The organism is Corallococcus sp. AS-1-12 (assembly GCF_020036995.1).
Classification (GTDB): Bacteria; Myxococcota; Myxococcia; order Myxococcales; family Myxococcaceae; genus Corallococcus.
In genome coordinates, this window is the sequence record NZ_JAIQDD010000030.1 from 55,886 (window position 1) to 81,109 (window position 25,224).

18 protein-coding genes are annotated in these 25,224 nt (G+C 71.7%); 6 read left to right on the forward strand and 12 right to left on the reverse strand.

All coding sequences use genetic code 11. The annotated features are described in order from the left end of the window. Positions 1-69 precede the first annotated feature (69 nt). Together K8556_RS32535 and K8556_RS32540 are read left to right on the forward strand one after the other, a co-directional pair. Complete coding sequence (locus tag K8556_RS32535) at positions 70-3,234, forward strand: TonB-dependent receptor (protein ID WP_255652789.1); 3,165 nt, start codon at positions 70-72, stop codon at positions 3,232-3,234. A gap of 40 nt (positions 3,235-3,274) precedes the next feature. Further along, positions 3,275-4,027 (forward strand): hypothetical protein, encoded by a 753-nt coding sequence (locus tag K8556_RS32540; protein WP_223744004.1) that lies wholly within the window; start codon positions 3,275-3,277, stop codon positions 4,025-4,027. Here the strand turns inward: K8556_RS32540 and K8556_RS32545 are convergent. After that, positions 3,999-4,712, reverse strand: coding sequence for an HAD family phosphatase (locus K8556_RS32545; protein WP_223744005.1), 714 nt, complete (start codon positions 4,710-4,712; stop codon positions 3,999-4,001). The genes K8556_RS32540 and K8556_RS32545 overlap by 29 nt on opposite strands. Positions 4,713-4,900: 188 nt before the next feature. Between K8556_RS32545 and K8556_RS32550 the strand changes: the two genes are divergently transcribed. The 3 genes from K8556_RS32550 to K8556_RS32560 all read left to right on the forward strand — a co-directional run bounded on the left by K8556_RS32550 (position 4,901) and on the right by K8556_RS32560 (position 7,444). Next, the gene (locus K8556_RS32550) at positions 4,901-6,544 is read left to right on the forward strand and encodes a sigma 54-interacting transcriptional regulator (RefSeq protein WP_223744006.1); all 1,644 of its coding nucleotides are present in this window, start codon (positions 4,901-4,903) and stop codon (positions 6,542-6,544) included. A gap of 33 nt (positions 6,545-6,577) precedes the next feature. Then, the gene (locus K8556_RS32555) at positions 6,578-6,934 is read left to right on the forward strand and encodes a hypothetical protein (RefSeq protein ID WP_223744007.1); all 357 of its coding nucleotides are present in this window, start codon (positions 6,578-6,580) and stop codon (positions 6,932-6,934) included. A 129-nt stretch (positions 6,935-7,063) separates the two neighbouring features. Next, positions 7,064-7,444, forward strand: coding sequence for a hypothetical protein (locus tag K8556_RS32560; protein ID WP_223744008.1), 381 nt, complete (start codon positions 7,064-7,066; stop codon positions 7,442-7,444). 79 nt (positions 7,445-7,523) lie between these two features. On the opposite strand, the gene K8556_RS32565 is transcribed toward K8556_RS32560, so the two are convergent. From K8556_RS32565 to K8556_RS32590, 6 genes are all read right to left on the reverse strand, one after another. After that, a complete protein-coding gene (locus K8556_RS32565) occupies positions 7,524-11,066 on the reverse strand; it encodes a serine/threonine-protein kinase (protein WP_223744009.1) in 3,543 nt (1,180 codons plus the stop codon). 132 nt (positions 11,067-11,198) lie between these two features. After that, positions 11,199-14,378, reverse strand: a complete 3,180-nt coding sequence (locus tag K8556_RS32570; RefSeq protein ID WP_223744010.1) for a DUF4215 domain-containing protein — start codon at positions 14,376-14,378, stop codon at positions 11,199-11,201. A gap of 57 nt (positions 14,379-14,435) precedes the next feature. Next, positions 14,436-16,205 (reverse strand): OmpA family protein, encoded by a 1,770-nt coding sequence (locus K8556_RS32575; RefSeq protein WP_223744011.1) that lies wholly within the window; start codon positions 16,203-16,205, stop codon positions 14,436-14,438. Between the two features lie 222 nt (positions 16,206-16,427). Continuing rightward, entirely contained in the window at positions 16,428-16,844 is a 417-nt protein-coding gene (gene rnk / locus K8556_RS32580) for a nucleoside diphosphate kinase regulator (RefSeq protein WP_223744012.1), read from the reverse strand. A 364-nt stretch (positions 16,845-17,208) separates the two neighbouring features. Continuing rightward, positions 17,209-17,646, reverse strand: coding sequence for an imm11 family protein (locus K8556_RS32585; RefSeq protein ID WP_370640001.1), 438 nt, complete (start codon positions 17,644-17,646; stop codon positions 17,209-17,211). Between the two features lie 161 nt (positions 17,647-17,807). Continuing rightward, a complete protein-coding gene (locus K8556_RS32590; protein WP_223744014.1) occupies positions 17,808-19,127 on the reverse strand; it encodes an AHH domain-containing protein in 1,320 nt (439 codons plus the stop codon). A gap of 94 nt (positions 19,128-19,221) precedes the next feature. Between K8556_RS32590 and opgC the strand changes: the two genes are divergently transcribed. Then, positions 19,222-20,322, forward strand: coding sequence for an OpgC domain-containing protein (gene opgC / locus K8556_RS32595; RefSeq protein WP_223744015.1), 1,101 nt, complete (start codon positions 19,222-19,224; stop codon positions 20,320-20,322). A 1-nt stretch (position 20,323) separates the two neighbouring features. On the opposite strand, the gene K8556_RS32600 is transcribed toward opgC, so the two are convergent. The 5 genes from K8556_RS32600 to K8556_RS32620 form a co-directional block, all read right to left on the reverse strand. After that, positions 20,324-21,400 (reverse strand): nitronate monooxygenase family protein, encoded by a 1,077-nt coding sequence (locus K8556_RS32600; protein ID WP_223744016.1) that lies wholly within the window; start codon positions 21,398-21,400, stop codon positions 20,324-20,326. A gap of 115 nt (positions 21,401-21,515) precedes the next feature. Continuing rightward, complete coding sequence (locus tag K8556_RS32605; protein ID WP_223744017.1) at positions 21,516-21,935, reverse strand: hypothetical protein; 420 nt, start codon at positions 21,933-21,935, stop codon at positions 21,516-21,518. Positions 21,936-21,973: 38 nt separating this feature from the next. Continuing rightward, on the reverse strand, positions 21,974-22,918 hold the full coding sequence (locus K8556_RS32610; protein WP_223744018.1) for a serine hydrolase: 945 nt from the start codon (positions 22,916-22,918) through the stop codon (positions 21,974-21,976). A 12-nt stretch (positions 22,919-22,930) separates the two neighbouring features. Continuing rightward, on the reverse strand, positions 22,931-24,133 hold the full coding sequence (locus tag K8556_RS32615; RefSeq protein ID WP_223744019.1) for a DUF819 family protein: 1,203 nt from the start codon (positions 24,131-24,133) through the stop codon (positions 22,931-22,933). Beyond that, on the reverse strand, positions 24,130-25,149 hold the full coding sequence (locus K8556_RS32620) for a dipeptide epimerase (RefSeq protein WP_223744020.1): 1,020 nt from the start codon (positions 25,147-25,149) through the stop codon (positions 24,130-24,132). The genes K8556_RS32615 and K8556_RS32620 overlap by 4 nt, the downstream gene beginning before the upstream one ends. Positions 25,150-25,224: the final 75 nt, after the last annotated feature.

Below are 25,224 nucleotides of genomic sequence, written 5' to 3' on the forward strand. Positions count from 1 at the left end.
TTCGCCCCCTTCGCCGGGAGGGGCGCAGACGTGTCCAGACGAATCCGTTTCATCCGTGGGCTGTGGCTCATGGCCGTGTTGTGGGGCGCCGGGGCCTGGGCCCAGGGCAACTCGGTCATCACCGGGACCCTGAAGAACGCGCTCGACAAGCAGCCCCTGGTGGACGTCGTGGTCACCGCCACCTCGGCCCAGCTTCAGGGCGAGCGCACCGTGCTCACCGACAAGAGCGGCCTGTACCGCATCCCCCAGCTCCCGCCGGGCACGTACACCCTGCGCTTCGAGGCCCAGGGCTATCAGCCCTATGCCCGCGACGGCATCCTGCTGCGAATCGACCGCACCATCCGCTTCAACGCGGAGCTGGCGCCGGACACCCTGAGCTCCGACATCGAGGTCGTCGGCTCGCCGCCGACCCTGGACGTGGGCTCCAGCGCCGCGGGCGTCACCGTGGACCAGGACTTCATCCGCAACATCGCCGTCATCCGCCCCGGCACCAAGGGCTCCGCGTCCCGCTCCTTCGAAGGCCTGGCCGAACTGGCCCCCGGCGCCACCGAGGACCGCTACGGCGTGAGCATCAGCGGCAGTTCCTCACCTGAGAGCCAGTACGTCGTGGACGGCCTGTCCGTGAACGACCCCGGCGTGGGCACGCTGGGCACGCCCCTGTCCGTGGAGTTCGTCAAGGAGGTCAACGTCATCACCGGCGGCTACATGCCGGAGTACGGCCGCTCCACCGGCGGCGTGCTCAACGTCGTCACCAAGTCCGGCTCCAACGAGTTCCACGGCTCCGTGTTCGCCAACTACGCGCCCGGCGCGTTCCAGACCTCCGGCAAGGAAATCCTGCGCGAGGGCAGCGTCATCTCCGCGCAGGGCAGCGCCCACAACCTGGGCGACTTCGGCTTCGACCTGGGCGGCCCCCTGCTCCAGGACAAGCTCTGGTTCTACGTGGGCGTCGCGCCGTCCTTCAATCGCATCCAGGTGGACCGCCAGCTCAGCAGCTACGAGCTGTGCACGGAGGTGGACCCCGCCAACGGCTGCGCCGCCGTGGGCGCGCGCCGCAAGGACCCCACCACCGGCTTCTCCCAGGTGACGCCCATCGACGGCAGCCGCACCAGCCGCTTCGCCGACGAGCGCAGCGTGCAGTACCTGGGCAAGCTCACCTACAACTTCAACCCGGACCACAGCCTGTCCGTGTCCGTGTTCGGCACGCCGCGCTCCTCCGGCGGCAGCGGCAAGTACTCCTTCAGCGACGACGGCGAGCCGGAGGTGTGCACCAGCCTGTCGTGCACCGCCTTCGTGCAGGGCGCGTATGAGGCCATCGCCACCCGCCGCAGCAACAGCGCCATGGACATCGTCGCCAAGCAGGCGTCGTCCTTCTTCGACAAGAAGCTGCTCGTGGACGCGACGCTCGGCTGGCACCACCAGGCGGACTCCATCCTCCCGTCGGACGGCTCCGGCCTGGGCTCCGGCGAGGGCCTGTCCGCGAAGCCCAACATCGCCTGGCGCCGCACCCGCAACCCCGGCTACCACACCATCAACGAGTTCGAGACGCTCCCCTCCGAGGACGCCTGCGGCACCACGCCCGAGGAGCAGCGGCTGCGCTGCCCGGTGACGGCCTACTCCACCGGCGGCCCCGGCACCATCAGCGTCCAGCGGCTGGACCGCGTGCAGGGCAAGGTGATGGGCACGTACCTGCTGGAGGCCCTGGGCCACCACATCCTCAAGGCCGGCGCGGACATCGAACGGATGAGCTTCTACAACAAGCGCGCGCGCACCGGCCTGACGCCCTGGCAGGAGTGCACCGGCGGCGACTGCTTCTTCAGCCTCAACCAGTACGGCTACCTCCAGGGGCCGGACCTCCCGGTGTTCCTGCCCAACAAGGAAGGCACCTCCACGTCCACCACCGTGGGCGGCTTCATCCAGGACAGTTGGTCCGTCCTGGACAAGGTCACCGTCAACGTGGGCCTGCGCTACGACGTGCAGACCATCTACGGCCTGGACGGCGAGGTGGGCCTGCACCTGCCCAACCAGTGGTCCCCGCGCCTGGGCGTCATCTACGACCCGACGCAGAGCGGCCGCGCCAAGCTCTTCGCCAACTTCGCGCGCTTCTTCGAGAACGTCCCCCTGGACATGGCGGACCTGTCCTTCCCGCAGCAGCAGTTGCTCTCCGCCACCTACGACTCGCCTCCGTGCGTTCCCTCGCGGGAGGATTCGCTGCTGGGGGACTGCACCCAGAACGCCAACCGCCAGCCCATTGGCAACCGCGAGAGCCCCAACCAGTTGTGGGACGCGCAGGGCGGAGACCGCGTGCCGGTGGACCCCCAGATTCGCGCCCAGTCCGCGGACGAGTTCGTGGTGGGCGGTGAGTACGAGCTCTTCACCGCGAGCCGCCTGGGCGCCACGTACACCCGGCGCTACCTCAACGACGTCATCGAGGACATGAGCCGCGACGACGGCAGCACCTTCTTCCTGGGCAACCCGGGCAAGGGCTACTCCACGGACTTCCCGCTGGCCCGGCGCGAGTACGACGCGGTCAACCTCTACTTCCAGCGCGCCTTCACCAACGGGTGGCTGGCCCAGGCCAGCTACACCTGGTCCACCCTGCGCGGGAACTACTCCGGCCTGTTCCGCGCGGACACCGGCCAGCTCTCCCCCAACCTCACGCGCGACTTCGACCTGGTGTCGCTCACCGTCAACCGCGAGGGCCAGCTCCCCGGGGACCGCACGCACTCCTTCAAGGTGTTCGCCGCGAAGGAGCTGGTGCTGGGGCCTCGCACCAGCATCAACGTGGGCGGCAACTACCGGGCGCGCTCCGGCGCGCCGCTCAACTACCTGGGCGCGCACCCGCGCCGCAGCGGCTCGGAGACGTTCATCCTGCCGCGCGGCAGCGCGGGCCGGCTGCCCTGGGTGCACGGCGTGGACGGGCACCTGGGCCTCAACCAGCGGCTGGTGAAGGACTACGTCCTCACGGTGTCCCTGGACGTGTTCAACCTCTTCAATTTCCAGCAGTACACGGACGTGGACCAGACCTTCACCACCACGCGCGTGTACGCCATCGAGCAGGGCGGCAAGCCGGACGACCTCACCGCCTGCCTCGGCGAGAACAACCCCAACTGCAAGGTCATCTCCACCGCCACGGGGCTGCCCATCGGCGTGCAGGACATCAACCCCAACTTCAAGCGGCCCACCGCCTACCAGGCCCCGCGCTCCATCCGCCTGGGCGCGAAGCTCAGCTTCTAGGCCCAAGCCCATGAGGACTCCCGCGATGAAGCTTCGTTGGATGGCAGTGAGTGCAGGGCTCGCGGCGGCGGCCGTCGCCGTGGGCGCGTGCGGCAGTGAACCGGAGCCCGAGTGCGTCGTGGCCCGCGCCGTGTCGGACGGCTCCACCGGCTCGTTCGCCGCGACGTACCAGCTCAAGACCGGGCAGAACCCGGACACGGTCTGCGCGCGGCTCAAGCCGGAGCCGCTGGGGCTGCAGAAGTTCTTCAGCCCGGACCCGTCCGCGCCCGACACCGTGGGCGTGCGCAGCGCGCGGCTGGGCAAGCTGATGGAGGACTTCGCGTCCCGGCTGACGGAGGACTCGAAGGCGTCCGCCACCGCGGTGGGGCCGTTCGCCTCCGCGACGCCGGGGGCGGACCACTTCTGCTCGGTGCCGGACCTGACGCCCACGCGGCTGGAGGTGCCCGCGTCCACGGCGGCGGACGGCGGAGTGCTGCCCGCGCAGGACTTCGGCTACACGTGGAGCAACCTGCGCATCTACAACACGCCGGAGATTCCGGGCACGCAGTTCACCGCGGACCTGGTCTACGCGGAGAACGGCTGCAGCGCCGAGTACGCCGTGAAGGGCATCTGGCCGGTGGTGAAGTGCCAGAACAGCAAGACGAAGCTGCCGGACGACGCGCTGTGCGACCCGTACGCGGACTACGACGCGGGGCGGCTGCGCGGCTCCGGCATCAACCCGCTGTTCCCCGTGAAGTGCGACCCGGACGCGCTCATCTGCGTGCTCACGGGTGAGGTGCCGTCGGCGCCGTGAGGCCGTGGCTTCCGGGGCGCAGCGCCTGCGGCAGGTCCCGGAAGTCCCTCACCAGCCAGTCCGGCCGCTCCCGCGCCAGGACCTCGCGCGGGAACGACGTGGCGACGGCGACACACGCCGCGCCCGCGGCCCGCGCGGCCTGGAGCCCCGCCACCGCGTCCTCGAACACCACGCAGGCGTGCGGCGGGACGCCCAGCGCGGCGGAGGCCTTGAGGTACACCTCCGGATCCGGCTTGCCCCGCGACACGTCCGTGGACGTCACCCGCACGGGGAACAGGTGCTCCAGCCCCACGCGCGCCAGGGCCCGCTCCGCGTTGCGCGCCAGGGCGCTCGTGCCCAGGGCCCAGGGCACGCCCGCCTGCTTCAGGGACATCAGGTAGGCGCCCACGCCGGGCACGGCGGACAGGGGCTCGTGGTCGAGCAGCCGGTGGAAGGCCCGCTCCCGGTCCTCGGTGAGCGCGGCCACCTCCTCGTCACCCAACCGCGCGCCGAACCACGCGCGCAGCGTCTCCCCGGCCCGCCGGCCGTTGGTGGCGAGCAACTGCTCGCGCGTGGGCACGTAGCCCCGCTCGCGGGCGAACTCCGTCCAGACGCGGTAGTGCAGCTCGGTCGTGTCGATGACGACGCCATCCAGGTCGAAGAGGACGGCGCCGAAGACGGTGATGTTCGAGGTCGATGGAGTCATGGAGGTCGCGCTCTCTCGAAAATCCACACGGCACGCGTCACAAAGCTATTCATCGGACGGGGCGCGGGCGTGGCTTGCGCCCCTGCCGTCCGTGCCCGGCTTGCGAGCAGCCGTGGGGTCGGTTTCAGGGGAACGCCGCCTGCCAGGCCCCGGGGCAGCCAGCCCGTTGTAGGCTGCCGGGGACGTCCATGCCGCCCAAGAACCCCACGGATTTCTCCACGACCGCCGTCCGCACGCAGGGCACGCCGTCACAGGCCGCCCAGGTGGTGCCGGCGTTGACGCTCATTGGCCATGCCCAGCCCCAGCGCATCGGGGAGCGGCTGCTGCTGGACGGGCTGCTGTCCGCGGAGCGCGCGGTGGCGCTGTCGCGCAACGCGCCGGACTTCAGCCGCCCGGGCGCGGTGCTGGCGCTGCCCCTGGGCGACCCGTTCCTCAGCCGCACGCCGGTGCGCTTCGAGGCGGGGCCGGACGGCGGCGTGCGGCTGCGGGTGCCGGAGGGCGGGACGCCGGTGTGGGTAGGCGGCGAGCCGGTGCGCGGCGGGCGGGAGTTCCCCGCGCGGGCGCTGGTGGCGGGCGTGCCGCTGGTGCTCGCCGGGCGCGTGGCGCTGCTGCTGCACCAGGCCACCGTGCGCGGCGGGGGTGCCCCGACGGAGCTGGCGGGGCTGGGCATGGTGGGCGACAGCGAGGGCATCGTCCGCGTGCGCGAGGACGTGCTGCGCGTGGCCGACCTCCAGGTGCCCGTGCTGGTGCGGGGCGAGACGGGCACGGGCAAGGAGCTGGTGGCCCAGGCGCTCCATGAGCGGAGCCCGCGCCGCGCGGGCCCCTTCGTCAGCGTCAACCTGGGCGCCCTGGCCAAGGACCTCATCGCGGCGGAGCTGTTCGGCGCGGTGCGGGGCGCGTTCACCGGCGCCGCGCGCGACCGGGAGGGCTTCTTCCGCGCCGCCCACGGCGGCACGCTGTTCCTGGATGAAGTCGCGGAGGCGCCCCCGGAGGTCCAGGCGGCGCTCCTGCGCGTGCTGGAGACCCAGGAGGTCTATCCCGTGGGCGCGCAGAGCCCGGTGCGCGTGGACGTGCGGCTCGTCACCGCCACGGACGCGGACCTGGAGGCGCGCATCCGCGACGGCCACTTCAAGGCCCCGCTGCTGCACCGGCTGGCGGGCTTCGAAATCACCGTGCCCCCGCTGCGCGAGCGCCGCGAGGACATCGCGCCGCTGTTCCTCCACTTCGCGCGCCAGGAGCTGGAGTCCACGGGCGAGGCGGGGCGGCTGAGCTCCTCGGACGCAAGGGCGGAGCCGTGGCTGCCCGCGTCGCTCGCCGCGCGGCTGGTGCGCTCCGCGTGGCCCGGCAACGTGCGGCAGCTTCGCAACATCGCGCGGCAGCTCGTGATTGGGAGCCGGGGGCTGCCGGGGCTGCGCGTGGATGCGCGGCTGGAGCAGTCGCTGGACGCGGACGCGCTCCCCATCCCCGGCCAGCCCCTGACGGAGCAGGCGCCCTCCCCTGCCTCGGAGGACACGCCCGCGCCTTCGGAGACGCGCGCCCCCGCGCGGCGCAAGCCTTCGGAGGTGAGCGAGCAGGAGGTGCTGGAGGCCCTGCGCGCCTGTGCTTGGGACTTGAAGGCCACGGCGGACTGGCTGGGCATCCCGCGCTCCTCCGTGTACGTGCTCATCGACAAGAGTTCGCTCTTGCGGACCGCGCGCGACCTGAGCCCGGAGGAGATCACCCGCTGCTTCCACGAGTGCGAGGGTGACCTGGACCGCATGGTGCAGAAGCTGGAGGTCTCCCGCCGCGCGCTCCAGCGCCGGGTGCGTGAGCTGGGATTGGACGCGAGCTGAGCTGGTACGGTGTCTGCAATGGCAGCGGGCACCATGACCAACACCCTCACCATCGACGTCTCCACGACCCCTGTCAGCTACAACCCCAGCCCGGATGTGAAGCACGGCGACGCGGTGGTCTTCACGCTGGGCAACGCGCTCAACGCCACGGCCACCGTGTCGTTCCCCAATGGCACCTGCCTCACCACGTCCGGCCCGTACACGCTGGGCGGCGCGACGATGGCGACCGCGCCCCTGACCGTCGCCCTGACGGCCGCGCGCGGGGTCTATGCCTTCGACGTGGACTTCAACAACGGCCAGGAGTCCCAGGCGCGCAAGGGCCACGAGTGGGACCGGAAGAACGGCGGCATCGACGTGAGCAGCGACCCGCCGAAGGAGCCGCGCCGGTAGGCGCCGGACACGTCAGCTCCCGGGCGGTGACGTGTCACGGACGCGTCCGGGAGCGCGCGGGCGTGAAACATCCGGGGGGCGCTCCGGGAAATGCATGTTGGTACAGGGGCTGCAATGCTGTGCGGACCTATGGCCACCATCACAGTCGACCTCTCCACGGATCCCATCAGCTACAGCCCCGGCCCGGAAGTGAAACACGGTGACACGGTTGTCTTCTCGATGGGCAGCTACCCTGCCTCCTACACCGCCACCGTCACGTTCCCCTCCGGGAACTGCCTCACCGTCTCCGCCACGAACCCGTACCCGTACGAGCTCGGGGGGACCCACGCGCTGGTGACCTCCCCGCTGACCGTCTCGGTGACGGCGTTGAAGCGGATCTACGCGTTCGACGCGACCATCGACGACGGGTCGAGCACCCGGAGCGAGGCCAAGGTCGGTCCCATCGAGCTGGACCGGAAGAACGGCGGCATCGACGTGACCAGCGACCCGCCGAAGGAGCTGCTCCGGTAGGGCACCGGACACGTCAGCCCCGGGCCGCGTCCTGTCATTGACGCGTCCGGGGCTGCACTGCGGTGCGCGCCCATGGACTTCAGGGCGCGGGGGCGTCAGCCACAGACTCCCCGGACGGAGCGCGGGCCCCGTCGAGGAGTGACCGCAGGCCGTCCCGCACCTCGCGCGCATGGAGCCACCGGGGACGGGCCGTCACCACCGCGTCGGCCAGCTCCAGCCCCCGCTTCAGCCCGGCCGCGGCGTCCTGCCCCTCCTGGATGCGCCACCGCGCCCAAGCGCCGTGGAGCTCCGCCGCCGCGAGCCGGTACTCCAGCCTCGGGTCGAGCCTCATCGCTTCATCAAAGGCCTGCGCCGCGCGCGTGAACTCGCCTGCCGCGCCGTGGCCCTTCGCCATCCAGCGCGCACGCACGCCCGAGGCTTCCGCGAGGTAGCGCCAGGCATTGCCTAGGCGCGGGTTCAGCTCTCGAGCCTGGTTCAGCGCCGCCTCCGCCTTCGTGAGGTCCGCCGCCGGGTCTCGCGCTTGCGACAGCGTCCACGTTGCCTGCCGCACCCAGGCCTTGCCCAGGTTCGCCAGCAGGTCCGCGTCGTCCGGCAGCCGCTTCAGCGCCTGCGTGTAGTCATCCACCGCGGCGCGCAGCGCGGCGCTCGGGTCCTCGCCCTTCGCGAGCTGGAGCTCCGCGTGGAAGACCTCCCACTCGCCCAGGTTGTTGAAGGCGAAGCCCTGCGTGGGCGCCAGGGCGCGGGCCTTCTCGAAGGACGCCTTCGCCTCGTCGAGCAGGGCCCTCGTGTCGCCGCCCTCCTCCGCGCGCAGCTCCGCCTGCCAGAACACCGCGGAGCCCAGCGCGTTGTGGAGCGCGGGCTGCTTCGCGTTGAGCGCCAGCCCCTGCCGGTACAGCGCCAGGGCGCGCTCCAGGTCCACGCTCACGTCCTCGCCCTTCAGGTAGCGGGCCCGCGCGAGCTGCTCCGCCACCTCCGCGCCGTTGAAGCACGCGCCGAAGTTGTCCGGGTTGAGGGACAGGGCCCGCGTCAGCGCGCTGTTCGCGCGGCGCAGGTCGCCCGTCGCATCCGGCGCGTTCCGGGCATCCGCCCGCTTGCGGTACGCCACACCCAGGTTGATCCACGAGAACGGCTGCTGCTCGCTCAACTGGAGCGCCGCCTGGTACTCGGCGATGGCCTTGTCCAACAGCGGCACCACGTCCCCGCCGCGCGCGGCCTCCGCGTCCGCCTGCCCCTGCCACGCGAGGCCCAGGTTGGCGTGGAACGCGTAGTCGCGGTCCTCCGGGCGCAGTTGTTCGAACGAGGCGATCGCGAGCTTCAACTGCCCTCGCGGGTCCTCCCCGTGCAGTTGCTGGTAGCGCGCCCACTGGCGGTGCGTCAGGGCCCGCTCCAGCGGGATGCGGTCGCTCGGCGTGGCCACGGCCTCCGCGGTGCGCAGCGCGGCCAGGGACTTCTCCAGCAGCGCCTCCACGCCCTCCCCGCCCTGGTTCGTGCGCTGCTCCGCGAGCCGGCGGTGGAAGCGCGACACCAGCACCAGCGAGCGGGCGTGGTCCGGCGCGGCGGCGAGCGCGTGCGACAGCGCCTCCAGGCCCCGCTCGTAGTGCGGCAGCACGTTGCCCTCGCCGTACAGCTCCATCACCAGCGCGGCCAGCTCCAGCCGCCCCAGCACCGAGTGCACGACAGGATGGCTCTCCGCCGTGGCGACGGCGGCGGCGTACGCCTCGCGGCTCAGCGCCAGGTCCGCCTGGGCGCCCGCGCGGTCCCCGCCGTTCCAGCGCCGCGTGGCGCGCGCGAGCAGGATGTCGCCGCGCAGGAGCGGCGCCTCGTAGAACCACGGCGACTGCGTGCCCGGCGCGTCCAGCAGCGCCAGCGCGTCCTCCGGGCGGTCCTCGTAGAAGGCGAACAGGGCCTTCACGAACGACGGCGGCGCGGGCACGTCCGGCCCCTCCGCCTGACGCAGGTACTCGAGCGCCGGGTCGCGGTAGCGCCCGTTCAGCTCCTTGAGGCGGGCCTCGCGCTGCGCGGGGGCGCGGCGCTCCACGTCCAGCAGCAACTGCTCGCGGTACAGGTGGCCCAGCGTCTGCGCCAGGGCCCACGCCACGCGGGGCTCGCGGTAGCCGTGCGCCCACGCGGCCTCCAGCTTCCCGCGCGCGCCGTCCAGGTCGTCCAGCGCGAACAGGGCGCGGCCCAGCGCGTACTCGCCGGGGCCCACCGCCTGCGCTCCCGCGCGGGCAATCTCCGCCTCCAGCGCGGCCATGCTCGCGCGCAAGGCCTCGCGGTCCTTGCGCGTGTCGTGCAGGCGCGACAGGGCGGAGTAGCGCGCCGAGGACTCGATGCGCTCCACGCGCTCCGTGAAGGCGCGGGCCAGCCGCTCGCGCTCGGCCACCTCGCCGCGCGCGAGCCGCGCCTGCGTGAGCGCGCCGGCCACCACCGCCACCACCGTGCCGCCCAGCGCCAGCGCCGCGCGGTGCTTGCGGACCTTCTTGCCCAGCCAGTAGCGCGCGCCGTGACGGGCCCGCACCGGCTCGCCGGAGAGGAAGCGCTCCAGGTCTTCCGTGAAGGCGCGCACGGAGTCGTAGCGGAGGGGCCGCTCCTTCTCCAGGCACTTGAGGACCACCGCCTCCAGGTCCTCCGGGATGTCCGGCTCCAGCGCGCGCGGACGCGGAGGCGGCTCCGTCTGGAGCTTCGCGAGCACCTCCTTCTCCGTCCCACCAGTGAAGGGAGGCTGCCCGGTGAGCAGCGCATACAACGTCGCGCCCAGCGCGTAGACGTCCGCGCGGCGGTCCAGGCGGTGGCCCTCGCCGCGGGCCTGCTCGGGCGGCATGTAGTGCGGTGTGCCCAGCACCGCGTTCGGGGTGGCGCTGTCCTCGCGCCAGTCCCGCGCCAGGCCGAAGTCCATCACGAACGGGAGGAAGCCTCCGTCCTCCGTGCGCTCCACCAGGATGTTGCCGGGCTTCAGGTCGCGGTGGACCAGCCCCACGCGGTGCGCGGCGTGCACGCCCTCCGCGGCCTGGCACAGCACCCAGACGCGCTGCTCCAGCGTGAGCGATTGGGAGAGCTGCCCCAGCGACGGGCCCTCCACGTAGCGCATGGCGATGAAGGCGTGCCCGCGCACCTCGCCCACTTCATAGACCTCGCACACGCGCTCGTGGCGCACGCGGGCCTGGGCGCGGGCCTCGGACAGGAAGCGGCGGGCCAGCTCCGGGTCCCCGTCGCGCACGAACTTGAGGGCCACGTTGCGGCGCAGGAGCGGGTCATAGGCCAGGAACACCTGCCCCATGCCGCCCTGCCCCAGGAAGCGCACGGGCTCGTAGCGGTCCCAGCCGGGCACCGGGAAGGCGGGCACGCCCTCCACGGCCAGCGAGGACGGGACCGCCGTGCCCAGCGTGGCGGCCTCCTGGATGGGGACTTCACCCCGGTCCGTGCCGCGAGCCAGGTCCTGCCGCAAGAGGTCCAGGGTGTCCTCCGTCAGCCGGCCCCGCTCCTTCAACAGCTCCAGGGGCCCGCGTTGCAGGCGGAGGGCCTCCTCGCGCAGGGCGGCCGCCTCCTCGGAGGACAGCAGCCCCTCGTCCAGCGCGAGAAGGACCTCCTCCTCGTACGACTCCTGATGACCTGCCCCGGGCACGGACGGGAGCATACGGGGAAGGCCGGGGGACACGGGAGCGCCGCCGGAAGGGCGCCATGAGCGGGAGCGAGGGGGCGCTCCCGGGAAGGGGAAGGCCGGCCCCTCCGGCGGGCTCCTCAAGGCCATGCGGCGCTAGACGGCGCGGCGCTGACGGCGGCGCAGCCCCGGGACTCCCATCAGGCCCAGGAGGGCCAGCCAGGAGGCATCCGGCGCGGTGCTGCACCCGCCACCCGCGAAGGCGCGCGTGCTCGTCACCGTCCAGGTGTACTCCGCGGGGGTCTCATCCGTGTTGCCGCTACCATCCACGGCGCGCACGCGCAGGACATGGTCCCCGGTGCCCACCGTGTAGCTGTCGCTGCACGGCCCCCAGGCGCCACCGTCGAGGCTGCACTCGAACGTGGAGCCCTCCTCCGTGGAGGCGTACTCGAAGTCCGCCGTGCGGCTGGAGGTGATCGGCGCCGGGCCCTTCACGATGGAGGTGTCCGGGGCCTGGGCGTCCGGCACCACGCCGTCCACCACGAACGGGACGGTGGAGGACGGAGGGCTGGTGACGCCCGCGGGCGACCGGGCCGTGGCCGTCACGGAGTGCGGGCCGTCCGTCAGCGGCGTCGTGGGCACGCAGCTCCACGCGCCGGCCGCGTCCACGGTGGCCGTGCAGAGGACGGTGGAGCCCTCGCGCACCGTCACCTCGGCGCCGGGCTCGCCGGTGCCGGTGATGGCGGGCGTGCCGGTGGTCACCGTGGCGTTCGCCTCCGGCCCGGTGATGACCGGGGCCGGGACCTCCGTGTCCACGACGAAGGGGACGGCGGTGGACGGGAAGCTGGGGCTGCCCGTGGGCCCCTTCGCCGTGGCCGTCACGGAGTGCGGGCCATCCACCAGCGGCGTCGTGGGCGTGCAGGTCCAGTGGCCGGCCGCGTCCACGGTGGCCGTGCAGAGGACGGTGGAGCCCTCGCGCACCGTCACCTCGGCGCCGGGCTCGCCGGTGCCGGTGATGGGAGGCGTGCCGGTGGACACCGTGCTGTTCGCCACGGGGCCGGTGATGACCGGGGTCGGCGTCACGGGCTCGGGCTGCTGCGCCACGCACTGCTGGGAGACCGGGTCGCAGTACGCCTCGCAGACGTTGGACGCGTTGCACGTCTGGCCCACCTCCAGCAGGCAGCGCGGCGAGCAGGTGTCGCCGCCCACCAGGTTGCCGTCGTCGCACACCTCGGCGCCCGCGCGGACGCCGTCGCCGCACGTGGTGCCGCAGGCGCTGGGCGCGCCGCTGCAGCTCCAGCCCGGCTCCACGGCGCAGATGGCGTTGCAGCCGTCGCCGCTGGCGGCGTCGCCGTCATCGCACTGCTCACCGGCCTCCAGCGCGCCGTTGCCGCAGGTGGCGAGGCACGCGGTGCCGGGGACGGGGCAGCTAAAGCCCGGCTCCACGGCGCAGGTGGCGTCGCAGCCGTCGCCCGCCACCGTGTTGCCGTCGTCGCACGACTCGGCGCCCGCGCGGAGGCCGTCACCGCAGAGGGTGGCGCAGGTGCTGGGCTGACCCGAGCAGCCATGGCCCGGCTCCACGCGGCAGCCGCTGGAGCAGCCGTCGCCGGAGGACGTGTCGCCGTCGTCGCAGGTCTCGTTCGCATCCAGGGTGCCGTTGCCGCACGACTGGGCGCACACGGAGGGGCCGTTGGACGGCGTGGAGCAGGCGTAGCCGTCCTCCACGCGGCACTCGGTGGCGCAGCCGTCGCCGGAGGTGAGGTTGCCGTCGTCGCACTGCTCGCCCGGGTCCACGTCGCCGTTGCCGCACGTCTTCGCGCAGGGCTGGCCCGGCGTGGCGCAGGCATAGCCCAGCTCCAGGGTGCAGGCGTTGGAGCAGCCGTCGTTCAGGTGCGTGTTGCCGTCGTCGCACAGCTCACCGGCGTTGAGCACGCCGTTGCCGCACAGCGGGGCGCAGACGGACGGGGCGCCGCTACAGGAGGAGCCCGTCTCGATGCGGCACGCCGCGGAGCAGCCGTCGGAGCTGAACACGTTGCCGTCGTCACACTGCTCCCCCGCGTTGAGGACGCCGTCGCCGCAGGAGGCCACGCACGCCTGGCCCGGCGTGGGGCAGGCGTAGCCGTCCTCCACGCGGCAGCTCGCGTCGCAGCCGTCGTTGGCGGTGGTGTTGCCGTCGTCGCACTGCTCGCCGGGGTTCAGGTTGCCGTTGCCGCACGTCTTCGCGCAGGCGCTGGGCGCCCCGGCGCAGCCGTAGCCGGGCTCGATGCCGCAGGTGGCGCTGCAACCGTCGTTGTTGTTCGTGTTGCCGTCGTCGCACTCCTCGCGCGGGGAGATGGCGCCGTCACCGCAGCGGTCGTCGTAGGCGTCCACGAAGAGGTAGCGGAAGGCGTTCGGCGGGCTGGCGGCGTTCTCGTTGCACAGCTCGATGCGGTTGAGGCCCGGGTGCCAGGCCGCTTGGGTGCCGAACTCGCGGAAGATGTTCTTCTGCCAGGGCTGGCCGGGGGGCTCGCTCACGGTGACGGGGGTGATGGCCACGCCGTTCACCCTGGCGCCGTCGAACTGGTTGTCATTGAAGGTGGCCAGGCGCAGGCGGAACTGCGCGATGTTCGTCGTCGAGGGGATGAGGAAGTCCTGGTACACGCACGTCTGCGCGCCCTGGGGCGCCATGAAGCGCGCGGTCTGCATCTCCAGCGGCCAGTCGTTGGCGTTGCGCACGCCGGTGTCCGCGCCGGTGGTGGTGCCGGCGTAGAACCAGTGCGGATCCACCGCGCCCGCGGGCAGGCGGCGGTTCTGCGCGTCCACGCCGGTGTTGAACACCGCCACGCCCGCCCTCACGCAGCGGCTGGGGCTGCCCGCGCAGGCGAAGCCGGGCTCCACCTCGCACTGGCGGCTGCACCCGTCGCCCTCGAAGCGGTTGCCGTCGTCGCAGACCTCCTGCGCGTAGGACGGGTACTGCCGGTTGTCGAACGCGCCGTTGCCACACAGCGACAGGTCACACGTGGCCGAACAGCCGTTGCCGTCGTCGGTCGTGTTGCCGTCGTCGCACAGCTCGCCGGGGTTCACCGTGTTGTCGCCGCACAGGCTGGCCAGCGAGCACGCGTTGCCGGGCACGTGGCACAGGTAGCCCGCCTCCACGGTGCCGGTGGACGAACAGCCGTCCCCGCTCGCCGTGTTGCCGTCGTCACACTGCTCGCCGGGCTGGAGCCGGCCGTCCCCCACGAGCGCGGATGCCTGGCTCGTGAGCACGGGTCCGGGAGTGGAGGAGCGCGCTTCGCAGCCGGCGACGAGGAACAGCGAGCACAGGGCCAGCATGTGCAGGCCCGTGCGCAGGGCCATGCGGGATGAATCTCCCCGGAGGGAAGGCATCAGGGTCTTGAACATGAACGGTCCGCCTTACTTCCGGAGGGTGTCGGGGGAAGAGGAGGAGGCCGGCGCCGTCTGCACGCCCTCGGCCTCTCCGACGATCTTGAACTCGACGCGGCGGTTCTTCGCGCGGCCGTCCGCCTTCGCGTTGTCCGCGATGGGCTGCGTGGGCCCGAAGCCCTTCGCCTCCAACCGCTCGCGCTGCACGCCCTTGCTCACCAGGTAGTCCACCACCGCCTCGGCGCGCCGCTGGGACAGGTCCAGGTTGTAGTCGGCCTTGCCGGTGTTGTCGGTGTGGCCCTCCACGCGCACCTTCTCGATGTCCGGGTGGGACACGAGGATGGCCGCGACCTTGTCGAGCACCGCGTGGCTGCGCTTCTGGATGACGGCCTTGTTGTTCTCGAAGAAGACCGCCTCGAGGATGCGGATGCTCCCGGCGTCGATGCGCGCGACGGGCGCCTCCTTGCAGCCGCCGTTCGCCTCGGTGCCGGGCTCGTCGGGGCAGTTGTCCAGGCGGTCCACGATGCCGTCACCGTCGCGGTCCGGCTCCACGTCCGGGCAGCCGTCCTGGTCCTTGTAGCGGTTGAACGTCTCCGGCTCCTTGGGGCACTGGTCCTTGGAGTCCACGATGCCGTCCCCGTCGGAGTCGGGGTCGTCCGGGCAGCCGTCCTCGTCCTGGAAGCCGTTCTTGTTCTCCGCCTGCGTGGGGCACCGGTCCGCCAGGTTGGGGATGCCGTCCTGGTCGTCGTCCTTGTCCGGGCAGCCCTGGAGCTGCGCCAGGCCCGCCGTCGTGGGGCACGCGTCGTCGCGGTTCTTCACGCCGTCGCCGTCGGCATCCAGGTCGGGGCACTCGGCGGCCACGTGGGGCTGGCCCGCGATGCAGACGGGGCCCTGGGGCGCGGGCGGCGTGCCGAAGGACACCCCGGCGAGCACACGGAAGCGCGGCGTGCCCGGCGTCTGGCCAAAGCCCGGGCCGCCCATGACGTACACCTCGGTGCCGTCCGCGGAGGGGACGCGCAGGCCCAGGAGCGCCTCCAGCGAGCTGGGCGAGTCCTGCGTGGGGACGGTGCCGCGCACGATGACCTCTTCGCGCAGGCCCCAGAGGCCGGCGGACAGGTTGACGCCGCCGTTGAGCTCCACGCCCATCTCGTCCAGGGGGGGCTGCGTCTGCGGCGTCAGCGCGTACGTCTTCGTGCGCACGAGCGCGCCGACGTCCGCGCCCACGCGGAAGGTGCCGCCCAACTGCTTGCCGGCGCCCAGGCGCGGGGAGAAGGTGAAGCCCTCGTCGCGGGTGAGGGCGGCCTTGTTGCCCAGGGGCAGGGCCGCGCCCAGGTGCAGCGCCAGGTCCAGCGGCCCGCCCCGGTCCTCGGCGAGGAAGCCCACGCGGGCCTGGACCCACGGCGTGCCGAGCGCGCTGGTGGTGGGACGGGACACGCCATTCGACGCGGTCTCCGGCCCCCACTGGGCGACGATGGGCACCTGCGCGCCCAGCTCCAGCCAGTTCGTAAGGGAGTACGCCGCGCTCACGTGCGCCGTCACGCGGTTCGAGACGATGTCGGCCTGCCGCTCGCCGTCCTCCACCAGGACGAGGGGCCGGTTCTCGTAGTGCGCGGTCAACCCGATGCGGAACTGACCCGCGGGGAGCAGGTCACCGGTGGACAGCACGAGGCTGTCGCGCATGCCGGGGTTGAGCTGCAGGCGCTCCAGTTCAATGCCCGGGATGCTGCTCTGGGCCTGGGCGCTGAAGGCGCAGAGGACCGCCAGTCCTCCGAGCCCCAGGTGATGCCTTCGTGCGAACAAGCGTTCCTCCACATGCACACGCGGGCGTGAGAGCGGCCCGCGTCCCTTCGCCAGGGCGAGGGGTGCGCGGACGTCTGCACGCCCGGGGCCAGGAGGTGTCCGGAAGACGACGTTCAGCAATCACGCGGGGATGCGGCGGAGGGCCTGCCTGTCCGGGGTGGGCATGACGCGTCAGCGCGGGCCATGGGCACGGCGCTGACGCGTCATGGGAGGACGCGGGGCCTACAGGTGGAAGTGCCCGGCGGCCTCCGGCTGGTAGGGCACGGCGAGGATGCGCAGGCGGCGGGTGCGGCCCTGGGGGAGGGGCCACTCCACGGTCTGGCCCACGGACAGGCCCAGCAGGGCGCTGCCCACGGGGGCGAGGATGGAGATGCGGCCGGCGTCGCTGTTGGCGTCCTTGGGGTAGACGAGCGTGACTTCGCGCGTCTCGCCGGCCTCCTCGTCCTCATAGACGACGGTGCTGTTCATGGTGACGACGTCGCGGGGAACAGCGGTGGAGGACGTGACGACGGCGCGGGCGAGCTCGGACTCCAGTTGCTCCACGAGTTCGGCGTTGCGGGCGTTGCCGTACTGCTCGACGACGCGCTCCAGGCGCTGGAGGTCCGTGTCGGTGACGATGAGGGAATGGTCGTGGGTCATGGCGATTGCCTCCTGTGGGAAGGGGAGTGGGGATGGCACGCACACCTGGAAAGGTGGGCGTGCGTGGCGCGAAGGTTCAGTGGGGGTGGAGCGGACGCCGTCCGTCGTGAACTACGCGAGACGGGCGGCGTGGGTGACAAGCCAGGCGGTGGCTCGGCCGTGCGCGGGCAGCGTCCGGCGCACGGAAATCCGGCGCGGAGCACGCTGCAGGCAGGCTGTGAGCGAAACCGTCATCTGACGAGGGACCCGGGGGTTGCGGCTGCGGTGAAGTGCTGAATGTAGCCGGGTGAGCCCTGATTGCAACCGGCCCCCCGGAAACAAGCAACCTGGCGGACAGCCGCCGTGACGCACGCAGGCGCGGAAATCAGCGGAGCGGGGACACGTCCTTGAACCTCACGCCCGTGGCGTTGATGGCCTCCAGCGCGAGCTTGATGTCCTCCGGAATGACGAGGACCACTTCCCAGTGCAGCGGCCGGAAGACCCGCGCGCTGCCGAGCCGCGTGGTGTCGATGCGCATGCCCCACACGGAGAGATAGGTCCCTACCTTCTCCGTCAGCCCATCCCTGGGCGTCCAGTACCGCGCCTCCTCCGAGGCCTCGTCATCGATGCAGTTCACTCGGCGGATGGCGTTCAGGATGAAGAAGTCGCCGGGCTGTCCCTCGATGTCCACGGGGAAGAGCTGGATGTCGTTTGGAGCCAGTTGCTCGAAGATGGATGCCACCCGCGAGGTGACCACCGGAGTGCTGAACGCCGCGTGGGAGTAGTCGAGCGCGTTGCCTGGAACCTCCACCGGGATGCGCAAGCTTCCTTCCCATGAACTCGGTCGGCCCATCCGGAACTGCCAGGAGTCCTCAAGGTCCCGCCCCTGGGCGTCCTGTGGATGGCCCAGTTCCCAGCGGCCCTCGAGGTACACGTCATCAGCGAGTTCGAAATATCGCAAGGACATGGGTCGGGTTCGTGCACTCACTGCGTGCGGGTCACCAGCTTGTTGAGGAAACTGCCCTCCTGGACGATCTCACGCGCCAGAGCGCGTAGCGCACCTTGCAACGCCTCTCGGCATTGGTCGATGGTTTTGCAGGTCGCCGTTACCTGCTCAAGCCGTTGATGGACTCTTTCATGGTACTCGCGAGGATGAGGGCCACGGTGGCCGGGAACATCCACCTGGTTCTCGGGATCGTTCAGCGACATCCCTGCCTTGTCGAAGATCCGCTGGTAGCGCGGCGTCCACGGGCCTCCGTTCGCGGTGGACGTGCTGAACTTGTCGGACGCGATGTGGTGCTTCGGCCCCTTCACCTCCACGGGCCCGCCGGTCGCCACCGCGCCCGGCGCCAGGGTGAGGAGGACGTCACCCGTCGTGGACACGGCGACGGACTCCACCTGCGCGACCGCGCCCAGCCGGAAGCCGCCCTCCGCCACGCCCACGAGTGACGCCTGCGCCGAACCGGGCAGCGTGGGCACCTTCGCGGCCAGTGTCTCAGCAGTGCTGCCCAGCGCCGCAGTGGCCAGCATCACGAAGGCCCGCGCGGCGTTCTGGCCCATCACCTCGCCGTACTGTTCTCCCGCGTCCCGGAGCGCGTCGAAGGTCGTGGCCTCCGCCACCGCCTCCGCGAGCCGCATCCATCCCTGGATGAGGCTCCACACCGTGTCGACGCCCAGGTAGGCGATGAGCACCGCCGTCATCGTCGCCGCGACGCCCTTGGACACCGGCTCCGGCAACAGCCACAGGCCCAGATACAGGGCGCTGGTCGTGACGATCATGGAGAGCACGGCCCCACGGTCCGTCATGCCGCGCAGCGCGTCCTCCGTCTCGTCCCACACCGAGTCCAACGCGATGGAGAAGGCCAGCGTCCGCTTGCCGTCCTCATCCAGCGTGGACCCGCGCTCCAGCAGGTGGAGACAATCTCCGGAGAGCGCCTTGCGCTTGCACCACCGGCCATACGCCGCCGCCAGCTCCGCCTCCGGTGCATCGTTGAGCCGGAGGTGTCCGCGCACGGGCTCCTGCACGGAGATGAGCCCCAGGTGCCCACGCACGTGTGCGTAGGGGCGTGACGGAAGCGAAGCCGCCAGCAGCCGGCGGGCCGCCTCCACGGGGCGCGAGGCAACAGGCGCGGTGCGTGCGAGCCCCGTGACCGCGGACGCGAAGGCATCTTCGTCCAATTCAACGGGCCGGAGGTCCCGTCGCGGCGTGTGGACACGGGCGGGTCCCTGGCCCGTGTCGAGCCGCACGCTGCGGGACGCCGCGCAGCCGGTCCCCACGAGCAGCAGCCACGCGATGACAGCCATGTGCGTCATCTGGACAGTGACACTGGATCCGCGAGGCCGGTGCGGTTTACCCGGGGCGTGGGGCTGTGGCATGGGTGAAGCGAGTCTACCCACCATGAAACGCCGCCCTGAGTTCGACAGCCTGCGCGGAGTGCTGCTCGTCCTGATGACGCTGACGCACCTGCCCACCCGGCTGAGTGTCATCGGCAATCAGCCGTTCGGCTTCGTGTCCGCCGCCGAGGGCTTCGTGTTCCTCTCCGCGTTCCTCGTGGGCGTGGTGCACGCGAAGAAGCCGGGCACGGCCGCGATGTTCAAGAGCCTCTGGAGCCGCGCCCTCAAGGTGTACGGCTACCACGTCGCCCTGCTCTCCTTCGCGTTCACCATCATCGCCGCGCTGGGCGTCGCCGCGCGCAGGCCCGCCATCCACAACCTGCTGGGCTTCTTCCATCAGGACCCGTTCACCGCCCTGTGGAGCAGCCTGTTCCTCCTCTACTGTCCCCCGCTGCTCGACATCCTCCCGCTCTATGTCGTGCTGCTGTTGCTCACCCCCGCCGTGCTGCTCGGTGCGCGCAAGGAGGGCTGGTCGCGGGTGCTGGGGCTGAGCGCCCTCATCTGGGTCTGGGCGCAGGTCGGCCTCAAGCGCGCCCTGTATGACCTGCTCGTCGCCATCCCCGTGCTGCCGTGGCCGCCGTTGAGCATCGACCTGTCGGGCGCGTTCGACCTGTTCGCGTGGCAGTTCCTGTGGGTGCTCGGGGTGTGGATGGGCGTGGCCCGCGCCACGGCGCCGGAGCAGCGCGAGCCCGTGTCCCGCCGGCTCCTCACGGGCGCCATCGTCGTCAGCCTGGGGTTCTTCGTCGTGCGCCACCTCGACGTGGACCTGGGCGCGGCGGGGGTGCTGTTCGACAAGTGGTCGCTCGCGCCGCTGCGGCTCGTGAACTTCCTGGCCGTGGCGCTGCTCGCGAGCTGGCTCGCGCCCCGCCTGTTCCGCTGGCTGCGCCCCAAGGTGCTGGAGGCGCTGGGACAGGCGTCGCTGCCCGTATTCGCCGTGCACGTGGTGCTGTGCCTGCTCAGCCTGTCGCTGCTGGACGAGAACGAGGAGCCGCTGGACTACTGGGATGAAGCCGCGGTCCTCGTGGCCACCTTCTGCAGCATGTACTTCGTGGCGCTGCGCCAGCGCATCGCGGGCCGGAGCATGGGCCCGCCCTCCACGTCCTGAGTCAGCCGCGCACGGCGAACAGCGCGGCGTCGGTCTCCGCCACCAGGGCGCGCACCAGGTCCGCAGCAGAACCCTCTCGCGACAGGCCAATGCCCTGCCCCGCCCACAGGGCCATGAAGCGCGTGTCGTTCTGCTTCGACGCCGCGGCCCTCAGCGTGCGCGTGGCGCCGTGCTGCTGCGGGAAGGGCAGGATGGCTCCAGCCTCCTCCAGCGTGGTGGTCAGGTCGTTGGGAATCGCGCGGGCCGGACGTCCGGAGAAGGCGCGGGTGATGCGTGACGACTCATCCCGGGCCTCGCGCAACAGCGCCTTGTGGGCCGCCGCCGCGCTGGACTCCTGGCACCGCAGGAACGCCGTGCCCAGTTGCACGGCCGCAGCCCCCAGCATCCGGGCCGCCGCGATGCCGCGTCCGTCCATGATGCCGCCGCTGGCGATGACCGGCACCCGCACGGCGTCCACCATCTGCGGCACGAGCGCCATCGTGCCCACCATGCCCGCATCGAACGAACCGCCGAACGAGCCCCGGTGGCCTCCCGCCTCCGAACCCTGCGCGACAATCGCATCCACGCCCGCGGCCTCCAGCGCCTGGGCCTCGCGCACGTTCGTCGCGGTGCCCACAACGAGGATGCCGCGCGACCGGAACGCCTCCAGCACCGGCGCGGGCGGAATGCCGAAGGTGAAGCTGAACACCGTGGGCGCCGCGTCGAGCACGGCCTCCACCTGCTTCGCGAAGTCCGGCATCGCCGCCGCCGGAATCACGGGAGGAGGCAACCCCAGCGCCGCATGGAAGCGCTCAAGGATGGCGAGCGTGGGACCCGGATCCGCGGGAGCCACCGCGGGCTGTGGCGCAAAGAGGTTGATGGCGTAGGGCCGTGAGGTGAGGGAGCGCACCGCGCGGGCCTGCTGGACGATGTCCTCCGGCTGAACGTACGCGGCGCCCAGTGAGCCCAGGCCACCGGCTTCGGACACGGCCGCGACCAACTCCGGCGGCGTCAGGCCCCCTGCCATCGGAGCCTGGATGATCGAATGCGCCACCCCGAGCCGCTCCGAGAGCCTGCGCCACGCCTGCGGATCCATCATGGCCACCCCTCCCCGTGATTCACGTCGGACAGCATTAACAACCCGAGTTCACGCGGGGACGCCATGCGCCCCAAAGGCATCCGTCCTGCTTCCGCGCCCCATGCCGGGCGCGGCGTCATGCGCCGTACTTCCCCGTATCCAGGTAGGTACTGAGGGGCCCGGTGAAAGGCCGGCGGGAGTACCACCACGTCGTGCCAGCGGGCTTCCAGAACCTCGATAGGGCCTGCCCGCCATCGTCTCGTGTCGCGGCACGGAACGTTTCGTCGGCCTCCTCGACCAGCCGCCTCAGTACATCCACGGCAGGCTGGGGGCCCTTCTCCAGGATGAACTCCAGCGCGTCCCGGCTCGTCAGCCAATAGATGAAGTCATCAATGCCGTCCGGGTAGTCCGCGACGGTCTCCGCGGTCTGCTGCCATCGATACAGGTACGCCTCGACGGGATAGCCAGGCCCCGTCCACACCGAGGTCCGCATGTACGTGGTCAGCGACTCCAGGACCTTCAATTCGTCTTCGGTACACCGTGGTCGTTGCTTCATGAGTTCACTCGCACTGAAAGGTCGGCCGGGCTTCCGACTCATTCGCAGTCGTAGTTCGGCGCGGGCGCTCCGGGCTCCAACACCACCGGCGCGGGGCCCCCAGCCTCCGCCAGCGCGTCACCACAGTCGAGCGCCGCGTCCTTCGCCAGGTGCCGATACAGGACACACGACGCGCGCTCCACGAAGAACGCCTGCTTCGGCCAGTCCGGTCCTCGCGAGGCCAGGATGGCCACCGCGTACCGTCCTCCGTCCGGCAGCGTCACCAGCCCCACTTCGTTGAGAACGTTGTAGCGCGCGTCATCCCCACAGCAGCCCGGCGGCAGCCACCCGCCCTTGTGCTGGAGCGACGCGCGAGCGCTCACCGGCAGGCGCGTTCCCAGCCACCCACCGCAGCCCTCCCGAGGCGTCAATTCCATCCACTTCAGCAGCCGCGCCGTGGGCTCCGGCTCCAACAACTGCCGCCGGTCCAACCGCGCCAGGAACGACACCATGTCGTTCGCGCAGAAGTAGTTATCCCGCCCCATCACGCGCGGAGAGTTCGTTGCCCAGCGCTCCCGGCCGTAGTTCCACTTCGTCAGCGCCGTGTGCTCCAGGCCCAGGCCGCGAAGATAGACATTGATGGCATCCGGGCCGCCCACCAGGTCGATCACCTCGCCGGACGCCTCGTTGTCCGACGTGCGGAACACCTGCTCCGCGAGCGGCGCCACCGCCGCCATGTCCCGCTGTCCCAACGCCGCCGCCACCCAGAACACCTTCGCGGAGCTGGCGGAGATGTGCGGCTCCAGGCCGGAGACGCTCGCCGTCTCCCCCGTGCGCAGGTCCATCACCGCGAGCGACAGGTCCGTCCCAGGCGACAGGCGCGTGGCCTCGCCCGCCAGCGACTCCACCACCGCCTTCAGGGACTCACGAGGCGCGCCCACCTCCGGCTTCGTCGCGCAACCGCTCATCGCCAACAGCCCTGCCCAGAGCAGCCCCGTCCGCATCCGCGACTCCCTTCAGTGAATCATCCGGTGCACCTGCTCCAGCATCAGCGCCGTCACCAGCCCGCCGTACGTCCCCAGCACGTACCCCAGCACCGCGAGCAGCACGCCCACCGGCGCGAGCGCGGGATGGAAGGCCGCCGCCACCACGGACGCGGAGGCCGTGCCGCCCACGTTCGCCTGGGAGCCCACCGCCGCGAAGAACACCGGCGCCTTCAGCCAGCGGCGTGCGCCCATCGTCACCGCCGCGTGGATGCACATCCACAGCGCCCCCACCGCCACCAGCGCGGGCGCGTCCCACAGCCGCCGGAACTCCGCCTGCGCGCCAATCGTCGCCACCAGCAGGTACAGGAACAGCGAGCCCAGCCGGCTCGCCCCCGCGCCCTCCAACCTGCGCACCGGCGTGAACGACAGCACCACGCCCACCGTCGTCACCAGCAGCACCACCCAGGTGAAGCCCGTCACCACGTTGCCCAGGTCCGGCAGCAGCTTCGCCAGCGCCGTGCACCCCACCGTCACGCCGAACGCCACCGCCAGCATCGACAGCAGGTCGGACAGACTCGCGGGCCGGGCGGACGCCGCCTGGATGCGCGCGGACTCCTCACGCACCCGGTCCAGCGCCGTGCGGTCCGCGCCGATGCTCGCGTCCATCGCCTTCTCCCTTCCGGCGAAGGACAGCAGCACCGCCGTCCACACGTTGGACACGCCCACGTCCACCACCACCATCATGCTCAACGTGCTGTCCAGCACGCCCACGCTCTGGCCAATGGCCACGAAGTTCGCGCTGCCGCCAATCCACGACCCGCTGAGCGCCGCCAACCCCTTCCACGCCTGGTCCCCCAGCTCCGCCGGCACCAGCCACCCCAGCGCCAGATACGCGAGCGGCCCGCCCACCATGATGCCCACCGAGCCCGCCAGGAACACGCCCACCGCGCTGCGCCCCAGCCTCGCGATGGCCGGCAGGTCCACCGACAGCACCAGCAACACCAGGCTCGCGGGCAGCAGGTACACGCGCGTGAAGCGGTACAGCTCCGACTGCGTGGGGATGACGCCCGTGTTCGACAGCAGCGTCGGCACGAAGTACGCGAACACCAGCAGCGGCACCACGTTGAAGAACCGCGCCACCGCCGGGTAGCGCTGCAACGCATACAGCCCCGCCAGCACCGCCAGCAGCACGGCGAGCACCGCCATGGGGTCCTGGATGAGCGGTGGCGTCACCGGGGCTCCACGCCCAGGCCCGCGCCCGCTCCCAACTGGATGCGGCCCTGCACCACCGGATGCGCGCGGTACGGGTCCTGCGCGAGCAGCAGGTTGCCGTCCAGGTCCACCCAGTCCACCAGCGGCGCCAGGTGCGCGCCCGCCGCGATGCCCAGCCCCGTCTCCACCATGCAACCCAGCATCACCTTCAGGCCGCACGCGCGCGCCGTCTCGATGATGCGCAACGCCTCGCGGATGCCGCCGCTCTTCTGGAGCTTCACGTTGATGCCGTGGAAGCCCTCCGCCAGCTTCGGCACGTCCGACGCCTTCGTCAGCGACTCGTCCGCCACCAGCGGCAGCGGCGAGCGCGCGCGCAGCCACCTCGCGCCCTCCACGTCCGCCGCGGGCAGCGGCTGCTCCACCAGCTCAACGCCCTGCGTGGACAGCCACTGGATGTGCGCCAGCGCCTCGTCCGGCTTCCACGCCTCGTTCGCGTCCACGCGGATGGTCTGCCCCGTCAGCGCGCGCACCGTGCCGAACACCTCCCGCACGCGGTCCGCGCCCAGCTTCACCTTCAGCACCGGGAAGTCCGCCGCCTCGCGCACCTTCACGGCCAGCGTCTCCGGCGCGTCGATGCCAATGGACATGGACGTCACCGGCTGCCGCGCGGGGTCCACGCCCAGCATCCGGTACAGCGGCACGCCCAGCACCTTGCCCGCCCAGTCATGCAGCGCCAGGTCCACCGCCGCCTTCGCCGCGGGGTTGTCCGGCAGCGCCGCGTCCACGGCCTCGGACACGTCGCGGAAGTGGCGCAGGTCGCGGCCCTCCAGCACGGGGGCCAGCTTGTGGAGCGCCGCCTCCACCGTCTCCCACGACTCGCCGTAGCGCACGTTGGGCGCGGCCTCGCCGTACCCCACGTGTCCCTCCGAGCGCACCTCCACGAACACGTTGCGCTTCACCGTGCTCGTACCCCGGGCGATGGTCCAGGCGTGACGCAGCGGCAGCTCCACGGTGCGAAAGCTCAACGGCGAGGCCATGGCGGAATCCCTCCAGGGCTCTTCCCTTAACACGGCACTCCTCGCAAACACCGCTTCCGTTGCCTTCCCGGGCCG